Origin of the sequence: Brevundimonas sp., assembly GCF_036405315.1 — a bacterium.
Classification (GTDB): Bacteria; Pseudomonadota; Alphaproteobacteria; order Caulobacterales; family Caulobacteraceae; genus Brevundimonas.
Map to the genome: position 1 here is coordinate 1 of NZ_DASWXW010000121.1, position 19,245 is coordinate 19,245.

Here is a 19,245-nt window from a genome sequence, read left to right on the forward strand (position 1 = left end):
CTCGACGATGTCGCCGCGCCCGTTCATGGCGATGGTCGAGGTGGCCAGGCGGTCGACGAAGTCGCGGTCGTGGCTGACCAGGATCAGGGTGCCGTCATAGCCCTCGAGCAGCTCTTCCAGCTTGTCGAGGGTGTCCATGTCGAGGTCGTTGGTCGGTTCGTCGAGGACCAGCATGTTGGCGGGCTTGGCCAGGGCGCGGGCCAGCAGCAGGCGGTTGCGCTCGCCGCCCGAGAGGGTCGAGATGGGCTGGCGCAGCTGGCTTTCCTGGAACAGGAAGTCCTTGGCGTAGGCGGCGACGTGCTTGGAGAAGCCGCGCACGATGATGCTGTCGCCGCCGCCGGGCGTCAGGGCGTCCCACAGGGTCATGTCCGACTTCAGCCCCTCGCGCGACTGATCCAGATAGACGGGTTCCAGATTGGCGCCGAGGCGGATGGTCCCCTCGTCGGGCGCCAGCTCGCCCAGCAGGGTCTTGACCAGGGTGGTCTTGCCCGCGCCGTTGGGGCCGACGATGGCCAGACGGTCGCCGCGCATGACGCGGGTGGTCAGGTTCTTGAAGATGACGCGCTCGCCGAACCGCTTGGTCACGCCCTTCAGCTCGGCCACCAGCTTGCCCGAGACCGCGCCGGAATCGACGCCCAGATAGAGGTCGCGCGGGACGTCCTTCATCTTCTCGGCGCGTTCGGCGCGCAGGGCGGCCAGGTTGCGGGCGCGGCCCTCGTTGCGGGTGCGCCGCGCGGTGATGGAGCGGTAGAAGGTCTCGGTCTCGCGCTCGATGGTCTTGGTCAGCTTTTCGAGGGCCAGGGCCTCTTCCTCCTGAACCTTGGCGGCCCAGTCGTCGAAGGCGTCAAAGCCCTTGTTCAGGGTGCGGACGCGGCGGTTGTCCAGCCAGTGGACGGTGTTGGTGACTTTGTTCAGGAAGGCGCGGTCGTGGCTGACCACCAGGACGGCGAAGCGGGCCTGGACCAGCTCGTTCTCCAGCAGTTCGATGGCCAGGATGTCGAGGTGGTTGGTCGGCTCGTCCAGCAGCAGGACGTCGGGCTCCTCGGCGAAGGCCTTGGCGAGCGCGGCGCGGCGGGTCTCGCCGCCGGAGAGGCCCTGGGTCGACTTGGACGGCGACAGGCCGAAGGTCTCGAGCCAGCTTTCGGCGGTCCAGCGTTCGGCCCCGCCCGAGGCGGCGTAGTCCAGCAGGGTGTCGCCGGTGATGTCCGGCTCCTGCGCCACATAGGCGAAGCGGGTCCCGGCCTGGACGGCGCGGTCGCCTGAATCCGGCTCGATCAGGCCCATGACGATCTTCATCAGGGTCGACTTGCCGGCCCCGTTGCGGCCGACGACGGCGGCGCGGCTGCGCGGCTCGACCGCCAGATCAACCCCGTCGAACAACGGGCGCTGGCCGTCCTGCAGACGGACGTCCTTGAGAGCGACGAGAGGGGGGCGAGCAGCCATGAAGACGATGCGACCGATAAAGCGGGAAGAAGGGGCGTCCCTATAGACCGAAGGGGGTGCGACAAGCCATCGCTTGATAACATACCGTCTGGACGGTATTGAATGGGCATGGACGCACAGACCCGCCGCCGCACGCCCCAGGCCACCCGCGCCGAGATCATCGACATGGCCATCGAGGTGGCCGCGGAAAAGGGGGCGCTGGGCTTCACCCTGGATGCGGTCGTGGCTCGGTTGCCCTTCAGCAAGGGCGCCCTGCTGCACCACTTCCCCAACAAGCAGGTCCTGCTGGAAGGCATGATCGACCATCTGGGCCAGATGATGGTCGACGAGGTGATGGCCGAGGCGGCGAAGGACCCGGAACCCTATGGCCGCAATGCGCGGGCCTATCTGCGCACGGTGGTCAACGACCCGGTGACGCCGCGCGACGTCAGCATCGGCCGGGCCGTGCTGGCCGCCTGCGCCGTGCGGACCCCGCTGGCGGCGCGCTGGAAGATGTGGATCGCGAAGATCAGCGCCGACGACCCCACTGATCCCGTGGGGGCGGACGACGCCCTGATGCTGCGGCTGATGGCGGACGGCCTGTGGATGTCGGACCTGTTCGGCACCCATGAGGTGTCGCGCGAGCAACGCAAGGCCCTGCTGTCCTTCATGACGCCGGGGACCCAATTGCGCGAGGGGCCGGTCGGGGCCGAGGCATGAACCCGATCACCTGGGCGGCCCTGCTCGGCGCCATCGGCTTCGAGGTCATGGGGACGACCCTGTTGCAGGCGTCGCAGCAGTTCACCCGGCCCTGGCCGACGGCGGGGCTGGCGCTCTGTTACGGCCTGGCCTTCTACCTGCTGACCATCGCGCTGAAGCAGATGCCCGTGGGGCTGGCCTACGCCGTCTGGAGCGGGCTGGGGGTGGTGCTGATCTCGATCATCGGCCTGGTCCTGTTCAAGCAGAAGCTGGATCTGCCGGCGGTTCTCGGTCTGGTGATGATCGTGGGCGGGGTGGCGGTGATCAACCTGTTCTCCAAGAGCGTGGCGCACTGAAGGGAGACAGGGCGGACTGGGCGGCGTATAGGCCCCGCCCATGAAACCCTTCTGGGAAACCAAACCGCTGACCGAGATGTCGGCCGCCGAGTGGGAGAGCCTGTGCGACGGGTGCGGCCTGTGCTGCGTCATTCGCTTCGAGGACGAGGACACCGGCGAGATCGTGCCGACGCGGGTGCACTGCAAGCTGTTCGACCCGGACAAGTGCGCCTGCTCGGACTACGCCAATCGTCAGGAGCACGTGCCGGACTGCATCAAGCTGACGCCGGGCAAGATCGGGGGGCTGCGCTGGCTGCCGCCGTCGTGCGCCTATCGCCGGGTGCACGAGGGGCGGGGGCTGGCCTGGTGGCATCCTCTGGTCTCGGGCGATCCCGAGACGGTGCATACGGCCGGGGTGTCGATCCGCAGGCAGACGGTGTCCGAGACGGCCCTGGCCTCGGAGGAGGACGCCCTGGCCTTCGAGGCGCCCGAGTGGATGCTGGAACGCGGGTCGAAAAACCACGGCTGATAACGTTTCGTTCGGCCGTATCGGCGAGAAGGAGGGCTTCGAAAGGGCCCTGACTTGTCATTCACCACCAAGAGCATCGAGGCGCTGGACAGCCCGACGGGACCGTTCCACCGGCTGGTGGACTTCGCCGCGACGCTGTTGTGCTGCCGCGCGGCGGTGGTGACGCTGCTGACGCCCAAGGAAGCGGTGGTGCGGTCGAACGCGGGCCTTTGCGCCATGCGGACCCCCCATAGCAACAGCATGGCGCCCATGATGGCGGCCCTGGGGCCGGGGGCGGTGATGGTGGCGACCGACGCCGCCAGCGATCCGCGCACCAAGGATCACCCCCTGGTCACCGGATCGACGCAGGTGCGCTTTTACGCCGCAGTGACCCTGAGCGGTCCGGACGGGAAGCCCATCGGCGCCCTCAGCGTGCTGCACGATCAGCCGATGCCCTATCCGACCGACCGTCAGATCACGCAGTTGAAGACCCTGGCCGGCATGGCGGAGGACATCATCGCGGGCCTGGAGGCGGCGCGTAGGCGTGGGGCCGGAGGGGTTCTGGCGGCTGTCGCTGAAGGAATGGCGGATGCTGACGGCGGGGCCGGTTCAGGCGGCGCCGCTGGGGCGGATTGAGCTGGAGCGGATGAGGGAGATGTGGCCGGATGACTGACAGCTTCAGGCCGGACGGGATCGACGCCGTGCCGGTGAAGGCGGCGGAGGCGGCGGCGGCGCTGGAGGCGCTGCGGGAGCCGGCGGAGCGGGCGGCGGCCTCGATCGAGGAGGCCTTTGGGCGAGCGGGCGAGAGCCTGACGCGGTCGCTGACGCGGGCGGCGGCGGACGGAGAGGTGACGCTGGCCGAGCTGGCGCGGGCGGTGCTGAACGCGGTCAATGCGGCGGCGGGATCGCGCGGCAAGGGCGGCCTGTCGGACGCGATCGCGGCGGTGATGAACAGCTTTGGCGGAACGCGGGCCGAGGGCGGGCCGGTGCTGGGCGGCGGGGCCTATCTGGTCGGCGAGCGCGGGCCGGAGGTGTTTCGACCGGCGGGCGCGGGCAGCATCGAGCCGATGGGCGGCGGGGCTGGAGTGACGGTGAATGTCAGCATGGACGGCGGGGCGCAGGGCCTGCTGCGGTCCGAGGCCCAGATCGCGCGGATGCTGGCGCGGGCCGCGGCCCTGGGCGCGCGAAGGATGTAGCGGCGCTGAGGCAGAGAGCCGCGCGCAGAGCGATGGCCGAAATCCGAGGCTCAGGCAGCGAGGCGCCGTGCGCTGAGCGATGGCCTCGAAGAAAAAGGGGCGCTCCGAAAAGCGCCCCTTGGAAGTCCTATTCGCCCTTGGGATTGGGGCCGTACTGGTTGTCGCCGCGCTGGCTGTCGGTGACGCCGATCCACAGCAGGAAGGCGATGTTGACCAGGAAGATGACGGCGATGCCGCCCATCATGGAGCCGAACATCGCCAGCATCGCCTCGGGGTCTTCGTTCTCGAAGGCCTGGGGATTGGTGATGATCGACATGCCGACGGCGCTGATGATCATGACGAAGCCGACGACGGTGGCGACCCAGGGAATGACGGCGAACCAGCCCGACTTGCCGATGTCGTGCAGGCGCTTCACCGTGATGGCGACGTTCGGCCAGATCAGGGCCAGGCCGATCAGGTTGCCGATGATGGGAATCCAGCCCAGCACGACGCTGGCGCCGAACAGGATCAGCCAACTGATCCAGAAGTGCTGGCGGCGCAGACGGCCGTTGAACGAGAGCATGGCGCTCTTGATGTCGTAGCCGCCGCCGGTGTCGCGGGCGACGTAGGCCGAGTGGGCGGCCTGGCCGAAGGCGGCGGCGGGATCGCCGGCCAGGACCATGATCTGGGTCGCCTCGAGGCCTTCCGGCACGAAGTCGACGCGAGCGCCGGGACGGATGACGCCGCCAGCCTGGATGGCCGAACGGGCGAAGCCGTAGCGGATGCTGTCGTCGCCGCTGATCAGGCCCGTGCCCGACACGTCGTCATAGCTGAGAATTTCACCGCGCACTCGCAAGTCTCCTGATCTGAACGGCCCCCAGGCCGCCTGGAGGCGAGCATGACCGAGCAGTGGTTTCCAGACAAGCCGAAGCGTGACCTTAAATCAGGCTTTTAAGAACGAGTCTCAGTTTGGGTCAGGAGCGGCGCCGGGCCGTAGGCGTTCGGATGCGGCTGGGACGGAATGCAACCCACGACCAGCATGAAGAGGCCGCCGACATAGGGGACGAAGGTGATGAGGTAGAGCCAGCCCGAGAGGCCGACGTCGTGCAGGCGGCGTGAGGCCAGGGCGATGCCGGGAATGATGAGGAACACCATCCACAGGACCGGCGGCAGCAAGGTCAGGACGGCGAGGTCGCTGTCGGTGTCGAGGCCCACGGCGAAGAAGAAGGGCAGGCAGGCCGCCATCATGGTCAGCCAGGCGAAGAGGATGAAGGACCAGTATTCCAGGCGTCGGGCGCGGCCCTCGCCGTCGAAGTATTTCTGGCGGATGCAACGGACGAAATAGGCCCACATGCCGAGCGGCGCCTCGGCCGGCGCGAAGGACGAGGCCGGCAGGCCGCGCTCCTGCACCGGCAGGGGGATGATCTGGGCGGCGCGATCGTCGATCGGCATGAAGTCGACGCGCAGGCCGGGGAGCGGCTGCTGAGCCCCGCCCACGTCGGCGCGCGAGAAGCGATAGCGCATCAGGTCGTCGCCGCTGATCAGGCCCTCGCCGCTGACGATATCGTAACTGAGAATTTCACCGCGCATGACGCCCCCGATCGCGGTCGAACGGACCGCCTGTGGTCACTGGACGGGCTGCCGCGGAAAATCAAGATAACAGGAGTCTTTGATGGCCTTTCACGAGGTGCGTCTGCCCGCGCGGCTGGCGTTCGGCTCGACCGGCGGGGTCGAGCGAAGGACCGAGATCACCACCCTGGGGTCCGGGTTCGAGCGGCGCTCGACGCCCTGGGCCGAGGGACGAAGGCGCTATCTGATCGGGGCAGGGCTGCGGTCGCTGGACGACATGGCGGCGCTGACGGCGTTTTTCGAGGCGCGGCGCGGGCGGTTGTTCGGGTTCCGGTTCCGCGACTTCGCCGACTTCAAGAGCTGCGCGCCGGGCGAGGCGGTCGCGGCGACGGACCAGAGGATCGGGACGGGCGACGGGACGCGGCGGATGTTTCGCCTGACGAAAGCCTATGGCGACCATGCGCGACGGATCGCCAAGCCCGTCGAGGGTTCGGTGCGGGTGGCGGTCAACGGGGTCGAGACGACAGCCTTCGTGCTGGATCATCTGACCGGAGAGGCGACGCTGGCGACGCCGCCGACGCCGGGCGCGGCGGTGACGGCGGGCTTCGTCTTCGACACGCCGGTGCGGTTCGACGCCGACCGGATCGAGGTGACGCTGGAGAGCTTCGGCGCCGGGCGGATGGTCGCCATGCCGTTGATCGAGGTGCGGGTCTAGCCATGCGCGACATACCGATCGAACTGGCCGCCCGCATCGAGAGCGGGGCGGCGATGCTGTGCCATGCCTGGGTGCTGAGACGGGGCGACGGCGCGGCGATGGGCTTCACCGATCATGACCGCGATCTGACGCTGGACGGCGTGGTCTGTCGGGCGGGCAGCGGCTGGACGGCGGGGACGGGCGAAGGCGCGCTCGGGCTGGCGGCGGGAGGCCTGTCGGCCTCGGGCGGGCTGGACGACGACGCGATCACGGAAAAGCACATCGGCGCGGGTCTTTATGACGGGGCGCGGGTCGAGCTGTGGCGCGTGGACTGGGCGCGGCCGGACCTGAGAGTGCGGCTGTGGGCCGGGACGCTGGCGCGGTTCCGGCGCGAGACCGGGGCCTTCGTCGCCGATCTGGACGGGCCTATGGCGGCGCTGGAGCGCGTCGTCGGGCGAACCTATGGCCGGACCTGCGACGCGGTGCTGGGCGATGCGCGCTGCGGCCTGAGCGCCGAGGCGGTGGCGGGGCGGCGCTGCGACAAGCGCTGGACGACCTGCGTCGCGACCTTCGGCAACGGCGTGAACTTCCAGGGTTTTCCCGACATTCCGGGCGACGACTTCATCGCTGCGCGACCGGCGGACGGCGGACGTCACGACGGCGGGAGCCGGCGATGAGGGGGGATGAGGCGATCCTCCCCTGTCGCGCAGCGACGGGGGAGGGGGACCATGCGCAGCGTGGTGGAGGGGGCGAAGGCCAGGCGCGACGGACGGGGCTCGCCCCCTCCACCGCCTGCGGCGGTCCCCCTCTCCCGCAGGGCGGGGGAGGATTGAATGATGCGGTTCTCGCCGCCGCGCGCGGCTGGCTGGGCACGCCCTATCGGCATCAGGCCAGCGTGAAGGGCGAGGGGGCGGACTGTCTGGGCCTGGTGCGCGGGATCTGGCGCGAGGTGGTGGGCGAGGAGCCCGAGGCGCCGCCGCCCTATCGGCCCGACTGGGCCGAGGTCGGGGGCGAGGAGATGCTGTGGGCGGCGGCGCGGCGCCGGCTGGTCGAGGTTCCGCTGGAAGCGGCGCGGCCCGGCGACGTGCTGCTGTTCCGCATGAGCGCGGGCTGTCCGGCCAAGCACTGCGCCATCCTGTCGTCCGACGACGGGCCGGAGCCGAGGATGATCCACGCCTACTGGGGACGGTCGGTGGTGGAGAGCTGGATGGGGCCGTGGTGGCGGCGAAGATGGGTCGCGGCGTTCCGCTGGCCTCGGGAGGCGTAAATGGCGCAGGTGATTCTGAGCAATCTGGGCCAGCAGATCGGCGGGCCGATCGGGTCCTTCATCGGCTCGACCATCGGGCGGGTCATCGACAACCGGGTGATCGCCAGCCTGTCGCCGGCGCGGCAGAAGGGGCCGCGGCTGGAGGCGCTGAACCTGCAGTCCTCGGCGGACGGGGCGCCGATGGCCTGCGTCTTCGGGCGGGCGCGGGTGGTCGGTCAGGTGATCTGGGCCGCGCGGTTTCTGGAGAAACGCAATGAGCGCGCGGGCGGCAAGGGCGGGCAGAGGACGGTCGAATACGCCTATTCGCTGAGCTTCGCCGTGGCCCTGGGCGAGGGGGCGATCGACGGCGTGGGGCGGGTCTGGGCCGACGGCCAGCCGCTGGATCTGACCGGCGTGACGATGCGCGTGCATCGCGGGACCGGGGACCAGACGCCTGATCCGCTGATCGAGGCGGTCGAGGGAGAGGCGCCGGCGTTCCGGGGCACGGCCTATGTGGTGTTCGAGGACCTGCCGCTGGGGGCGTTCGGCAACCGGGCGCCGCAGTTGGCCTTCGAGGTCTTTCGGCGTGCGCCGGGCGAGGGGCGGCTGGAGGACCTGCTGGAAGGGGTCTGCCTGATCCCTGGGGCGGGCGAGTTCTGCCTGGCGACCGAGGCGGTGATGCGCCGAGAGGGGCTGACGAAGACGGCGGCGGAGAACGTGCATCACGCCGAGGGACGGGCGGACCTGCTGGTGTCGCTGGACCAGTTGATGGTCCAGGCGCCGAAGCTGAAGCGGGTCAGCCTGGTCGTCGGCTGGTTCGGCGACGACCTGCGGGCGGGCGAGTGCCGCATCCGGCCGGGGGCGGAGAACCGCACCAAGACGACCGAGCCGCTGACATGGAAGGTGGCGGGTCTGGAACGGGCCGAGGCGCACCTGATCTCGCAAGTCGACGACGGCAAGGGCGGGACGGGGCCGGCCTATGGCGGCACGCCGTCGGACGAGAGCGTGCGGCAGGCGATCCGGGCGCTGAAGAGCCGGGGGCTGGAGGTGACGCTCTATCCCTTCGTCTTCATGGACTGCCCCGGCTATCCGTGGCGCGGGCGGATCACCGGGACCGACGGCGCGGGGGCTGTGGCGGAGGTCGCGGCCCTGTTCGGGGCAGCCGACGGCTGGGGCTTGCGGCGGCTGGCCCTGCACTATGCGGCGATCGCCGCCGAGGAGGGTGCCGACGGGCTGCTGATCGGCTCGGAGATGCGGGGACTGACAGGGACGCGCGACGCGGGCGGCGGCTTTCCGGCCGTGGCGCAGTTGCGGGCGCTGGCGGCGGAATGCCGGGCGGTGGTCGGGGCCGGAGTGAAGCTGAGCTACGCCGCCGACTGGTCGGAGTATTTCGGGCGGCAGGCGGGCGGGGAGGTGCGGTTCCATCTCGACCCCCTGTGGGCCGATGCGAATATCGATTACGTCGGCGTCGACTGGTATCCGCCGCTGGGCGACTGGCGGGCGGGCGACTGGCGCGACGGCGGCGGGGGGCTGGACGCCGAGGCCGGGTTCCGAGGGCCGTCCTCGGCCGCCTATCTGGCCGAACAGGTGGCGGGCGGCGAGGGCTTCGACTGGTATTACGCCGACGATACCGACCGGGCGGCGCAGGCGCGGACGCCGATCAGCGACACGGCGCACGGCGAGGACTGGGTCTTTCGGCCCAAGGACCTGAAGGGGTGGTGGTCGAATCCGCACCATGAGCGGGTCGGCGGGGTCCGCAGCGCGACGCCGACGGCCTGGGTTCCGAAGATGAAGCCGATCCGACTGACCGAGTTCGGCTGTGCGGCGGTGGACCGGGGCGGCAATGCGCCGAACCTGTTTCAGGACCCCAAGAGTTCGGAAAATGCGCTTCCGCCCTTCTCGACGGGGGCGCGCGACGACCGGATGCAGCGCCGGGCGCTGGAGGCGGTCCTGAAACACTATGCGCGGCCCGAGAACAATCCGGTGTCGCCGGTCTATGGCGAGCCGATGCTGGAGGGGGCGGACGCCTGGTGCTGGGACGCGCGGCCTTATCCGGCGTTTCCGGCGCTGAAGGATGTGTGGGCCGACGCCGGGGCCTGGCGCGCGGGGCACTGGCTGAACGGACGGATGAGCGGCGAGGCGGTCGATCTGATCGCGGCGGTGCTGAGGCGCGGCGGGCTGGGCGAGGACGACTTCGTCGTCGGGCCGCTGGAGGGCGAGGCGGCGGGCTATGTCATCGACCGGCCGATGCAGACGCGCGACGCGCTGGAGCCGTTGCTGGCGGCCTTCGGCGCGACGGCGGCGGAGCGCGACGGGCGGGTGGCGGTGTCGGGCGACGAGGCGAGCGTGCTGAGGCTGGCGACCCAGGCGATGGCCTTGCCGGACGAGGCGGCGAGCCTGGCGGCGGAGCGGTCGCTGGAGCCGAGGCCGAGCGCGGCGCGGGTGCGCTTCATCGACGAGACGGCGGATTATCAGACCGGATCGGTGGTGGCGCGGGCCGAGCAGGGCGGCGACGGGGGCGGGCTGGACGCCGACCTGCCGGTGGTGTGCGACGCCGAACTGGCGACGAGCGTGGCGCGCCGGGCGCTGGCGACGGGCGGCGAGGGCGAGCGGCTGACCGTGCGACTGGGGCCGCTGGAGGCGCTGAAACTGGAGCCGGGCGATACGGTGGAAGTCGAGGGGCGGACGGGCGAATGGCGCGCAGCAAGGCTGGACTGGGACGAGCAGCCGACGGCGACGCTGGAGCCGGTGGTGCGGATCGCGCCGGGCGAGGCCACGCCCGACTGGCGGCCCGGCGAGCCGCCGGTGATCGTGGGCGCGCCCTTCCTGCGGCTGCTGGACCTGCCGCCTTTACCGGGCGCGGAGGACGACGGACGGCCGGTGGCGGTGGTCGCCGCCGAGCCGTGGCGGCCGATGACGCTGTACGGCGGGCAGGACGCGGCGACCCTGACGCCGCGCGCGAGCGTGACGCAGCCGGCGACGGTCGGGGTGCTGACGGCGCCGCTGACGCTGGGCGTGCTGGGACGTTGGGACGAGACGAACGTCGTCGTCGTGCGGATCGAAGGCGCGGCGCCGCAGAGCCTGTCGGCGTCGGCGGTGCTGAGCGGGGGCAATGCGCTGGCGGTCGAGACGGCGGCGGGCTGGGAACTGGTGCAGTATCGTCGCGCCGACCTGGTCGGCGGCGAGGTCTGGCGGCTGACGGGCCTGTTGCGCGGGCAGCAGGGGACGGAGGCGGCGACGGCGGCGGGGGCTGCGGTCGGCGGACTGGTCGTGGTGCTGAACCGGGCCTTGCCGCGCGTGGAGATGAGCGCGGGCGAGCGGGGGCTGCCGCGCCTGTGGCGGGCGGGGCCTGTCGGAGCGCCGCCGGGCGGGACGAGCTTCACCGAGGTCGTCTTCACATGGGAGGCGCGGTCGGCGAGACCCTGGCGGCCGGCGCATCTGCGCGCGGCGGTCGAGGGCGGGGGACGGCGGCTGAGCTGGACGCCGCGCGTGCGGACGGGCGGCGATCGCTGGGACATGGAACCCGCCGAGGTCGATCCACGCCGGTTTCGCGTGCGGGTGCTGGAGGACGGCGTGGAGAAGCGGGTCTGGGAGGTCGAGGGGATGGAGGCGGTCTATGCGGCGGGGCTGCTGGCGACGGACTTTCCCGGCGGTGTCGGCGCGGGCGCGCGGGTCTGCGTGGCGCAACAGGGCGAGGGCTACGGCTGGGGGGCGGAGGCGGTGGTCGGGCTGTGACTTTCCTCCCTGTCGCGCAGCGATGGGGAGGTGGCGCGGGCGCGTAGCGGCCGTGACGGAGGGGGCGGCTCCATCGCCCGTTCGCGTCGCCCCTCCACCACTTCGTGGTCCCCCTCCCCATGGAATGGGGAGGAAAGGGGGGATCGCCCCTTTCGGCCGGCGGGCGCATGGCTTAACTGATGCTCTGGCTTTTCTGATCTCGGAGCAAACTCGACGTGGCTGGCGATCCCTACAAGGAACTGGGCGTCGCCAAAGGCGCGAGCGCGGACGAGATCAAGAAGGCGTTCCGCAAGCTGGCCAAGGAGCTGCACCCGGACAAGAATCCGGGCGACAAGGCCGCTGAGGAGCGGTTCAAGCGCATCACCGCCGCCTTTGACCTGCTGGGCGACGCCGAGAAGCGGGGCAAGTACGACCGGGGCGAGATCGACGCCGACGGGCGCGAGCAGTTCCGCGGCTTCGGCGGCGGACAGCCGGGCGGGCGTCCGGGCGGCGGTTTTTCGGGCTTCGGGGGCTCGGGCGGTCGCGGCGGGTTCGAGGACATCGACCTGGAGGAGCTGTTCGGCGCCTTCGGCGGCGGACGCACGGCCGGACGCGGGTTCGGCGGCGGCAAGGGTCAGGACGTTCGCGCGACGCTGGACGTCAGTCTGGAAGACGCCATCGCCGGGACGACGCGCCGCATCCAGTTCTCGGACGGGCGGATGCTGGACGTGGCCATTCCCAAGGGGGCGTCCGACGGCCAGGTGATCCGGCTGAAGGGACAGGGCGCGCCGGGACGCGGGGGTCAGGCGGGCGACGCCCTGATCGAGCTGAGGATCGCGCCGCATCCGGTGTTCAAGCGCGACGGGGCGGACCTGACCATGGATCTGCCGGTGTCGGTGCCCGACGCGGTGCTGGGCGGCAAGATTCAGGTGCCGACGCCCGAGGGCGCGGTGATGATGACCATCCCCAAGGGCTCGAACAGCGGCAAGGTGCTGCGGCTCAAGGGACGCGGCGCCTATGCCGGCGGCAAGCGCGGCGATCTTTTGGCCCGGCTGGTGGTGACGCTGCCGGAAACGCCCGACGACGAGCTGATCCGGTTCGCGACGGAATGGCGCGACAAGCGCCCCTACAAGCCCGGACGCTGATCCGACCCTACATCTCCTCCCCAAGCCGGATACGACGATGATCGCCCAAGCCGTTGCCAAGCCTTACGCCAAGCCTGCTCGCCCGTGGTTCTCCGCCGGTCCGACGGCCAAGCGTCCGGGTTGGTCGCTGGCGGGGCTGCCGACCAACCTGCTGGGGCGCGGCATTCGCACGCCGGCGGTGGTGGAGCGGTTCGCCTATGGCCTGAAACTGACGCGCGAGATTCTGGCTCCGCCTGAGGACTATGTGCTGCTCTATACGCCGGGGTCGGACACCGGCGCGGTCGAGGCGGCGCTGTGGGGGATGCTGGGCGAGCGGCCGGTGCAGGTCGTGGCCTATGAGAATTTCGGCCAGGTCTGGGCGACCGACGTGCGCGACCACCTGAAGCTGAATCCCGAGGTGCTGACCGCGCCCTGGGGCGAGTTGCCGGACATGACGCAGGTCGATCCGAACAAGGACGTGGTGTTTCCGTGGAACGGCACGACCTCGGGCGTGCGGGTGGCTGACGCCGACTGGATCGCCGACGACCGCGAGGGGCTCACCATCTGCGACGCGACCTCGGCGGCCTTTGCGATGGACCTGCCGTGGGACAAGCTGGATGTGACCACCTTCAGCTTCCAGAAGGCGCTGGGCGGCGAGGCGGGCATCGGCGTCATGGTGCTGTCGCCGCGCGCGGTGGCCCGGCTGGACCGCTATCGGCCCGAGCGGTCGATCCCCAAGGTGCTGCGCCTGACGGACAAGACCGGCTTTGACCGGACCCTGGCGGACGGGGTGGTGATCAACACCTATTCGATCCTGACCATCGAGGACTGGATCGACGCCCTGGAGTGGGCCAAGGCCGAGGGCGGGTTGAAGGAACTGATCCGGAGGACGGACCGGAACTACGCGGCGCTGGCCGAATGGGTGGAGCGGACCGACTGGATCGCCTTCCTGCCCGACCGGCCGGAAATCCGTTCGACCACCTCCGTTTGTCTGAAGTTCGTCGATTCGCGCATCGCGGCGATGGACGAGGCCGGGCAGAAGGCGTTCGTGAAGCGGTTCAAGGCCTTGCTGGAAGACGAGGGGGCCGTGTTCGACATGGAGCCTCACCGTTACGCCCCGCCGGGGCTGCGGTTGTGGTGCGGTTGCACGGTCGAGACGGCGGATGTCGTGGACGCCACGCCGTGGCTGGAATGGGCGTTTGCGGCGGCGGTCAGTGAACTGAGCGCATAATTCTGAGCGGTCGGGGCGACTCCGGACGATTCAGGGGCTATAGGCTCCCACCGCATTCTGGATTGCGGAGAAACGGTCTTGGCTAACGTCGCAGTGGTCGGCGCCCAATGGGGCGACGAGGGCAAGGGCAAGATTGTGGACTGGCTGTCCAATCGCGCCGACATGGTCGTCCGGTTCCAGGGCGGCCATAACGCCGGGCATACGCTGGTCGTCGACGGCAAGGTCTACAAGCTGGCGCTGCTGCCTTCGGGCGTGGTGCAGGGCAAGCCCTCGATCATCGGCAACGGCGTGGTCGTCGATCCCTGGCATCTGGTCGGCGAGATCGAGAAGATCGTCGCCCAGGGCGTGGCCATCAGCCCCGACATCCTGACCATCGCCGACAACGCCTGCCTGATCCTGCCGATCCATCCGGCCCTGGACGTGGCGCGCGAAGCCGCCGCCAGCGCGCCGGGCGCCAAGATCGGCACGACCGGCCGCGGCATCGGCCCGGCCTATGAGGACAAGGTGGGGCGTCGCGCCATCCGCGTCTGCGACCTGGCCAACGAAGACGATCTGAAGATCAAGATCGACCGTCTGCGCTCGCACCACGATCCGCTGCGCGCGGGCCTGGGGCTGGAGCCGATCGACCCGGCGGCCCTGCTGGCGCAACTGCTGGAGATCGCGCCCAAGATCCTGCCCTATGTGAAGCCGGCATGGCGGGTGCTGGATCAGGCGCAGAAGGATGGCAAGCGGGTGCTGTTCGAGGGGGCGCAGGGCGCGTTTCTCGACGTGGATCACGGCACCTATCCCTATGTGACGTCGTCCAACACCGTGGCCGGTCAGGCGGCGGCGGGCTCAGGCATCGGGCCGCGCGGCGTGGGCTATGTCCTGGGCATCGTGAAGGCCTACACCACTCGCGTCGGCGAAGGCCCCTTCGCCTGTGAACTGAACGACGAGGTCGGCCAGCATCTGGCGGTCGTCGGCCGCGAGGTCGGCGTCAACACCGGCCGGGCGCGCCGCTGCGGCTGGTTCGACGCCGTGCTGGTGCGCCAGTCGGTGGCGATCAACGGCATCGACGGCATCGCCCTGACGAAACTGGATGTGCTGGACGGTCTGAAGACGCTGAAGATCTGCGTCGGCTATCGCATCAACGGCGAGGTGCTGGACTACCTGCCGTCCAGCCTGAAGGATCAGGCCTCGGCCGAGCCGGTGTTCGAGGAGCTGGAAGGCTGGAGCGAGAGCACCGGCGGCGTGCGCAGCTTCAAGGACCTGAACGCCCACGCCTTGAAATACGTGCGTCGGATCGAGGAGCTGATCGGCGCGCCGGTGGCCCTGCTGTCGACCAGCCCCGAGCGGGACGACACCATTCTGATGCGCGACCCCTTCCAGGGCTGAGGCTATCGAGGCGCGGCGTCCCGATTGGGGAAACCGCGCCTTAACCCCCTGAGTTTACCTTGCCGGCTCCAGATGGAGCCGAGCCGTGTTCGCTTTAGACGCCAAGACGATGCAGAAGATCGCCCCGGTCGTGCGCCGGGTGGTCATCGTCGACCCCAATCCCGCCGCCGCCCGCCTGTTGTCCGACCTGCTCAAGGGGTTCGGTTCGCGTGATGTCGCGGTGGAGAGCGACGAGGCGCGGGTGATCGATCTGGCGCGCGAAATGGAGCCGGGGCTGATCCTGACCGAGCGTTCGGGACCGAAGCTGGACGGAGAGGCGCTGGCGCGGCGCATCCGGCGATCCAGCCTGTCGTGCCGTCGCGTGCCGATCATCATGGTCACGGCCGAGGCCACCGCCAGCAGCATCAAGGGCGCGCGGGATTCCGGCGTCCACGAGTTTCTGAGAAAGCCCTTCACGAGCGGCGACCTGTTCCGCCGGGTCGAGAACCTGGCCACCAAGCCGCGCGACTGGGTCGAGGCGGTGGGCTACATCGGGCCGGATCGTCGCCGCTTCAACTCCGACGACTACGCCGGGCCGGGCAAGCGCAAGGCCGACACGCCGGCCTCGGGCGCCGAGACGGCGCTGGCGGTCAAGGATCAGGCGATGCGCATCCTGGCCTCTGCCCTGGCCCAGTTCGACAATGATCCGATGCAGGCCGTTCGCGCGGTCAAGCAGCAGGCCGAGACGCTGAAGGCCCTGGCCATCAAATCCGGCGACGCCTCGCTGGCCATCGCGGCGGCCGGACTGGAGACGTCGCTGGCGGCGGGCGCGCCGACCAAGGCGAGCCTTACCGGACCGATCAATGCGGTGCTGGCGCTGGCGCCGCCCGAGACCCTGTCCCGGGCGGGCTAGACAGTCGATCAGGCGTCGACCAGGTTCCGCTCTTCGGCGGCGGCGCGCATGGCCTTTTGCAGCTTCTCGAAGGCGCGGACCTCGATCTGACGCACGCGCTCGCGCGACACGCCATACTGGCTGGCCAGCTCTTCCAGCGTGACGGGATCGTCCTTGAGGCGGCGTTCCGTGAGAATGTGCTTCTCGCGGTCGGTCAGTTCTTCCATCGCTTCCTGAAGCAGGCTCATGCGGATGGTCTTTTCCTCGGAGTCGGCCAGAGCCGTTTCCTGGGACACCGCATTGTCGTCGGCCAGCCAGTCCTGCCACTCGCTTTCGCCGTCGGCGCGCAGGGGCGCGTTCAGCGAGGCGTCGCCGCCGAGGCGGCGGTTCATGTCGGTCACTTCCTGTTCCGACACGCCCAGCTTGGTGGCGATGGCCGACAGGTGCTCCGGGTGCAGGTCGCCTTCCTCGAAGGCCGAGATCTGGCTCTTGGCCTTGCGCAGGTTGAAGAAGAGCTTCTTCTGCGCGGCGGTGGTGCCCATCTTCACGAGCGACCAGCTGCGCAGGATGTATTCCTGAATCGAGGCGCGAATCCACCACATGGCGTAGGTGGCCAGGCGGAAGCCCTTGTCCGGGTCGAATTTCTTGACGGCCTGCATCAGGCCGACGTTGCCCTCTGAGATCACTTCGCCGATCGGCAGGCCGTAGCCGCGATAACCCATGGCGATTTTGGCCACGAGACGAAGGTGAGAGGTGACGAGGCGGTGGGCCGCTTCGGGGTCCTGGTGCTCGCTCCAACGCTTGGCGAGCATGAACTCCTCGTCCTTGGTGAGCATCGGAAATTTACGGATTTCCGTAAGATAGCGCGACAGTCCCTGTTCAGGCGACATCACCGCGAGTGTCGAGTTAGCCATTAGACGTGGTCCCTCCGACCGAAAGCAAAGAGCAGGCGCCACGGCTCTGACCACATGCGTGCGCCATCACCTCACCCCTCAACCGATCCAGATGGGTATGGGGTTCCGCCTTGTGTAGGGGCGGATCGTCACACGAAGGCGTGACTGTGACTCCCAAGCCACCCGTTACGGGTGAGGAGTTATTAGCACAGTGTGAGTTGCGGATCAAATCCGCAGGCTCCGTGCGCTTAAAGCTGGGCCAGAAGCTCTTCCAGCCTTCGCATGTCCTTGGGCGGGGGGGTCTCGAAGCGCAGGGCCTGACCGGTGACGGGGTGGACGAAGCCGAGGACGGCGGCGTGCAGGGCCTGGCGGGTCAGGCCGGCTTCGGCCACGGCGGCGCGGACGGGGGCGGCGGGGCTGCCCGAGCCATAGACGGGATCGCCGAGCAGGGGGGAACCCTTGGAGGCCATGTGGACGCGGATCTGATGGGTGCGGCCGGTGTGCAGGGTGCAGGCGACGCGGGCGGCGAGCGGGGCGCCGGAGGCCTTGGCGGGCTGGCCGAAGGTGCGCTGGACCACATAGTCGGTGATCGCCTCACGCCCGCCGCCCTTGAGCACGGCCATCTTCTTGCGGTCGTGGGGCGAGCGGCCGATCAGGGTCTGGATGCGGCCCTTTTCCGGCGTGGGGGCGCCGCGCGTCAGGGCGATGTAGGTGCGCTCGATGTCGTGGGTCGCGAACAGGGCGGACAGGCCCGCGTGGGCGCGGTCGGACTTGGCGGCGACCATGACGCCGGAGGTGTCCTTGTCCAGACGGTGGACGATGCCGGGGCGGGCGACGCCGCCGATGCCCGACAGGCCAGCGCCGCAGTGGGCCAGGAGGGCGTTGACCAGGGTGCCGGTCTCGCAGCCGGGGGCCGGGTGGGCGGCCATGCCGGGGGCCTTGTCGATGACGATCAGGTCGGCGTCCTCGAACAGGACGGTCAGGGGGATGGCCTCGGGCAGGGGCGTGGCCGGGGCGACGGGCGGCAGGATGACGGCGTAGAGGCCGGCCTGGGCCTTGGCCGAGCCGCTGGTGATGGGCTGGCCGTCGCGGCGGACGGCGCCCTCGGCCAGCAGGGCCTGCAGCCGGGCGCGCGACAGGGTGGGGAAGGCGGCGGCCAGGGCCTTGTCCAGACGGACGCCGGGCGCGTCGATGCGCGCTTCGAGCATTTCCGCGTCGTCGTCTTCCGTCAGCAAAGGTTCATCGGCCATGGGGCGAGATAGCATGGCTTGCCGGGCGGGTCGTCATATCGTCCATTGCTTGCGGCCAAGCCTTGGGGAGACGGGCATGAAACTGATGATCGCCGCAGCCGTCGCCGCCACGGGCGTCGTGGTTCTGGCCGGCTGCACCACCATGACCAAGGAGCAGTGCCTGGCGGGGGCCTGGGGTGAGAAGGGCTACCAGGACGGGCTGTCGGGCTATCGGCCCAGCCGGCTGGACGACCACGCCCAGGCCTGCGCCAAGTTCGGGGCGGCGCCCAACCCCAGCGCCTATCTTTCGGCGCGCGAGGACGGGCTGCGGACCTATTGCACCTGGGAGAGCGGCTTCCGGCAAGGACGTCAGGGGAACAGCTACGGCGGGGTCTGCTCGCCGGCCGAGGAGCGCGACTTCCTGCCCGCCTATGAAGACGGGCGGCGGATCTATGTGGTGGAGCAGGCGGTGTCCTCGGCGGAAAGCGCGCTGAACTCGGCCATCAGCCGCATCGACGACCGTGAGGACAAGCTGGAGGCCAAGCAACGCGAACTGCGTCAGGAGGGACTGACGGACGAGCAGCGTCAGCGCATCCGCGATCGCATCCGCGAGGTGCGCGACGAGATTCGCGACGCCCGCCGTGACGCCCGCCGGGCGGAGGACGACCTGCGCCACGCCGAGGTTGAGGCGCGGCTGGTGCTGAGCACGATCGGCGGACGATACGGCGTGTGGTGAAAATGAAGACGCCCGCCTTCTGGTGAAGGCGGGCGCTTGCTGACCCTTATCAGGCGGCCTTGGTGGCCGAGGCGCCGAAGTGCGGGTCCAGTTCGCCGGCGGCGTAGCGTTTGGCCATCTGGGCGGTGGACAGGGGGCGGATCTTCGAGGCCTGACCTTCGCAGCCGAACTGCTGGTAGCGTTCGATGCACAGCTTGCGCATGGCTTCCTTGGCGGGCTTGAGCCAGGCGCGCGGGTCGAACTCGCCCGGCTTTTCCATCAGCAGTTTGCGCACGGCGCCGGTCATGGCCATGCGGTTGTCGGTGTCGATGTTGATCTTGCGCACGCCGTGCTTGATGCCGCGCTGGATTTCCTCGACCGGCACGCCCCAGGTCTGGGGCATCTGGCCGCCGTACTGGTTGATGATGTCCTGCAGGTCCTGCGGC

Annotated in this window: 20 protein-coding genes and 1 pseudogene; 15 read left to right on the plus strand and 6 right to left on the minus strand. The window is 69.8% G+C overall.

Features of this window, described 5'->3' with window-relative positions; translation table 11 throughout:
* Window positions 1–1,443 (minus strand): ABC-F family ATP-binding cassette domain-containing protein (locus tag VGE49_RS07040; protein ID WP_331033852.1); only part of this gene is annotated, 1,443 nt, incomplete at its 3' end.
* A 108-nt stretch (window positions 1,444–1,551) separates the two neighbouring features.
* Here VGE49_RS07040 and VGE49_RS07045 point away from each other — a divergent pair.
* The 6 genes and pseudogenes from VGE49_RS07045 to VGE49_RS07070 all read left to right on the plus strand — a co-directional run bounded on the left by VGE49_RS07045 (window position 1,552) and on the right by VGE49_RS07070 (window position 4,160).
* The gene (locus VGE49_RS07045; protein ID WP_331033853.1) at window positions 1,552–2,142 is read left to right on the plus strand and encodes a TetR/AcrR family transcriptional regulator; all 591 of its coding nucleotides are present in this window, start codon (window positions 1,552–1,554) and stop codon (window positions 2,140–2,142) included.
* Window positions 2,139–2,477 (plus strand): DMT family transporter, encoded by a 339-nt coding sequence (locus VGE49_RS07050; RefSeq protein ID WP_331033854.1) that lies wholly within the window; start codon window positions 2,139–2,141, stop codon window positions 2,475–2,477. The genes VGE49_RS07045 and VGE49_RS07050 overlap by 4 nt, the downstream gene beginning before the upstream one ends.
* 40 nt (window positions 2,478–2,517) lie before the next feature.
* On the plus strand, window positions 2,518–2,985 hold the full coding sequence (locus VGE49_RS07055; RefSeq protein WP_331033855.1) for a YcgN family cysteine cluster protein: 468 nt from the start codon (window positions 2,518–2,520) through the stop codon (window positions 2,983–2,985).
* Between the two features lie 159 nt (window positions 2,986–3,144).
* A pseudogene (locus VGE49_RS07060) lies at window positions 3,145–3,414 on the plus strand (hypothetical protein); the annotation flags it as partial.
* A gap of 139 nt (window positions 3,415–3,553) precedes the next feature.
* Window positions 3,554–3,637 (plus strand): hypothetical protein, encoded by an 84-nt coding sequence (locus tag VGE49_RS07065; RefSeq protein ID WP_331033871.1) that lies wholly within the window; start codon window positions 3,554–3,556, stop codon window positions 3,635–3,637.
* Window positions 3,630–4,160, plus strand: coding sequence for a phage tail tape measure protein (locus VGE49_RS07070; RefSeq protein ID WP_331033856.1), 531 nt, complete (start codon window positions 3,630–3,632; stop codon window positions 4,158–4,160). Before VGE49_RS07065 ends, VGE49_RS07070 begins: the two co-directional genes overlap by 8 nt.
* A 127-nt stretch (window positions 4,161–4,287) precedes the next feature.
* Here the strand turns inward: VGE49_RS07070 and VGE49_RS07075 are convergent, their stop codons facing one another.
* Together VGE49_RS07075 and VGE49_RS07080 are read right to left on the minus strand one after the other, a co-directional pair.
* A complete protein-coding gene (locus tag VGE49_RS07075) occupies window positions 4,288–4,989 on the minus strand; it encodes a DUF805 domain-containing protein (protein WP_331033857.1) in 702 nt (233 codons plus the stop codon).
* A 101-nt stretch (window positions 4,990–5,090) separates the two neighbouring features.
* Window positions 5,091–5,729: a DUF805 domain-containing protein gene (locus tag VGE49_RS07080; protein ID WP_331033858.1), complete on the minus strand. Its 639-nt coding sequence runs from the start codon at window positions 5,727–5,729 to the stop codon at window positions 5,091–5,093.
* A gap of 82 nt (window positions 5,730–5,811) precedes the next feature.
* Between VGE49_RS07080 and VGE49_RS07085 the strand changes: the two genes are divergently transcribed.
* From VGE49_RS07085 to VGE49_RS07120, 8 genes are all read left to right on the plus strand, one after another.
* Window positions 5,812–6,423: a DUF2460 domain-containing protein gene (locus VGE49_RS07085; RefSeq protein WP_331033859.1), complete on the plus strand. Its 612-nt coding sequence runs from the start codon at window positions 5,812–5,814 to the stop codon at window positions 6,421–6,423.
* 2 nt (window positions 6,424–6,425) lie between these two features.
* Window positions 6,426–7,079: a baseplate hub domain-containing protein gene (locus VGE49_RS07090; protein WP_331033860.1), complete on the plus strand. Its 654-nt coding sequence runs from the start codon at window positions 6,426–6,428 to the stop codon at window positions 7,077–7,079.
* 152 nt (window positions 7,080–7,231) lie between these two features.
* A complete protein-coding gene (locus VGE49_RS07095; RefSeq protein WP_331033861.1) occupies window positions 7,232–7,669 on the plus strand; it encodes an NlpC/P60 family protein in 438 nt (145 codons plus the stop codon).
* Window positions 7,670–11,383: a baseplate multidomain protein megatron gene (locus VGE49_RS07100; RefSeq protein ID WP_331033862.1), complete on the plus strand. Its 3,714-nt coding sequence runs from the start codon at window positions 7,670–7,672 to the stop codon at window positions 11,381–11,383.
* A gap of 215 nt (window positions 11,384–11,598) precedes the next feature.
* Window positions 11,599–12,507 (plus strand): J domain-containing protein, encoded by a 909-nt coding sequence (locus VGE49_RS07105; protein ID WP_331033863.1) that lies wholly within the window; start codon window positions 11,599–11,601, stop codon window positions 12,505–12,507.
* A 37-nt stretch (window positions 12,508–12,544) separates the two neighbouring features.
* Window positions 12,545–13,717 (plus strand): phosphoserine transaminase, encoded by a 1,173-nt coding sequence (locus VGE49_RS07110; RefSeq protein ID WP_331033864.1) that lies wholly within the window; start codon window positions 12,545–12,547, stop codon window positions 13,715–13,717.
* Between the two features lie 78 nt (window positions 13,718–13,795).
* Window positions 13,796–15,091 carry an adenylosuccinate synthase gene (locus VGE49_RS07115; RefSeq protein ID WP_331033865.1) on the plus strand — a complete coding sequence of 432 codons (1,296 nt, stop codon included), beginning with the start codon at window positions 13,796–13,798 and terminating at the stop codon, window positions 15,089–15,091.
* Between the two features lie 85 nt (window positions 15,092–15,176).
* On the plus strand, window positions 15,177–15,983 hold the full coding sequence (locus tag VGE49_RS07120; RefSeq protein ID WP_331033866.1) for a response regulator: 807 nt from the start codon (window positions 15,177–15,179) through the stop codon (window positions 15,981–15,983).
* An 8-nt stretch (window positions 15,984–15,991) separates the two neighbouring features.
* Here the strand turns inward: VGE49_RS07120 and rpoH are convergent, their stop codons facing one another.
* On the minus strand, window positions 15,992–16,876 hold the full coding sequence (gene rpoH, locus VGE49_RS07125) for an RNA polymerase sigma factor RpoH (RefSeq protein WP_331033867.1): 885 nt from the start codon (window positions 16,874–16,876) through the stop codon (window positions 15,992–15,994).
* A gap of 227 nt (window positions 16,877–17,103) precedes the next feature.
* Entirely contained in the window at window positions 17,104–18,105 is a 1,002-nt protein-coding gene (locus VGE49_RS07130; protein ID WP_331033868.1) for an RluA family pseudouridine synthase, read from the minus strand.
* A gap of 76 nt (window positions 18,106–18,181) precedes the next feature.
* Here VGE49_RS07130 and VGE49_RS07135 point away from each other — a divergent pair, with 76 nt between their 5' ends.
* Window positions 18,182–18,820: a DUF2799 domain-containing protein gene (locus VGE49_RS07135; protein WP_331033869.1), complete on the plus strand. Its 639-nt coding sequence runs from the start codon at window positions 18,182–18,184 to the stop codon at window positions 18,818–18,820.
* 49 nt (window positions 18,821–18,869) lie between these two features.
* On the opposite strand, the gene VGE49_RS07140 is transcribed toward VGE49_RS07135, so the two are convergent.
* Window positions 18,870–19,245 (minus strand): class II fructose-bisphosphate aldolase (locus tag VGE49_RS07140; RefSeq protein ID WP_331033870.1); only part of this gene is annotated, 376 nt, incomplete at its 5' end.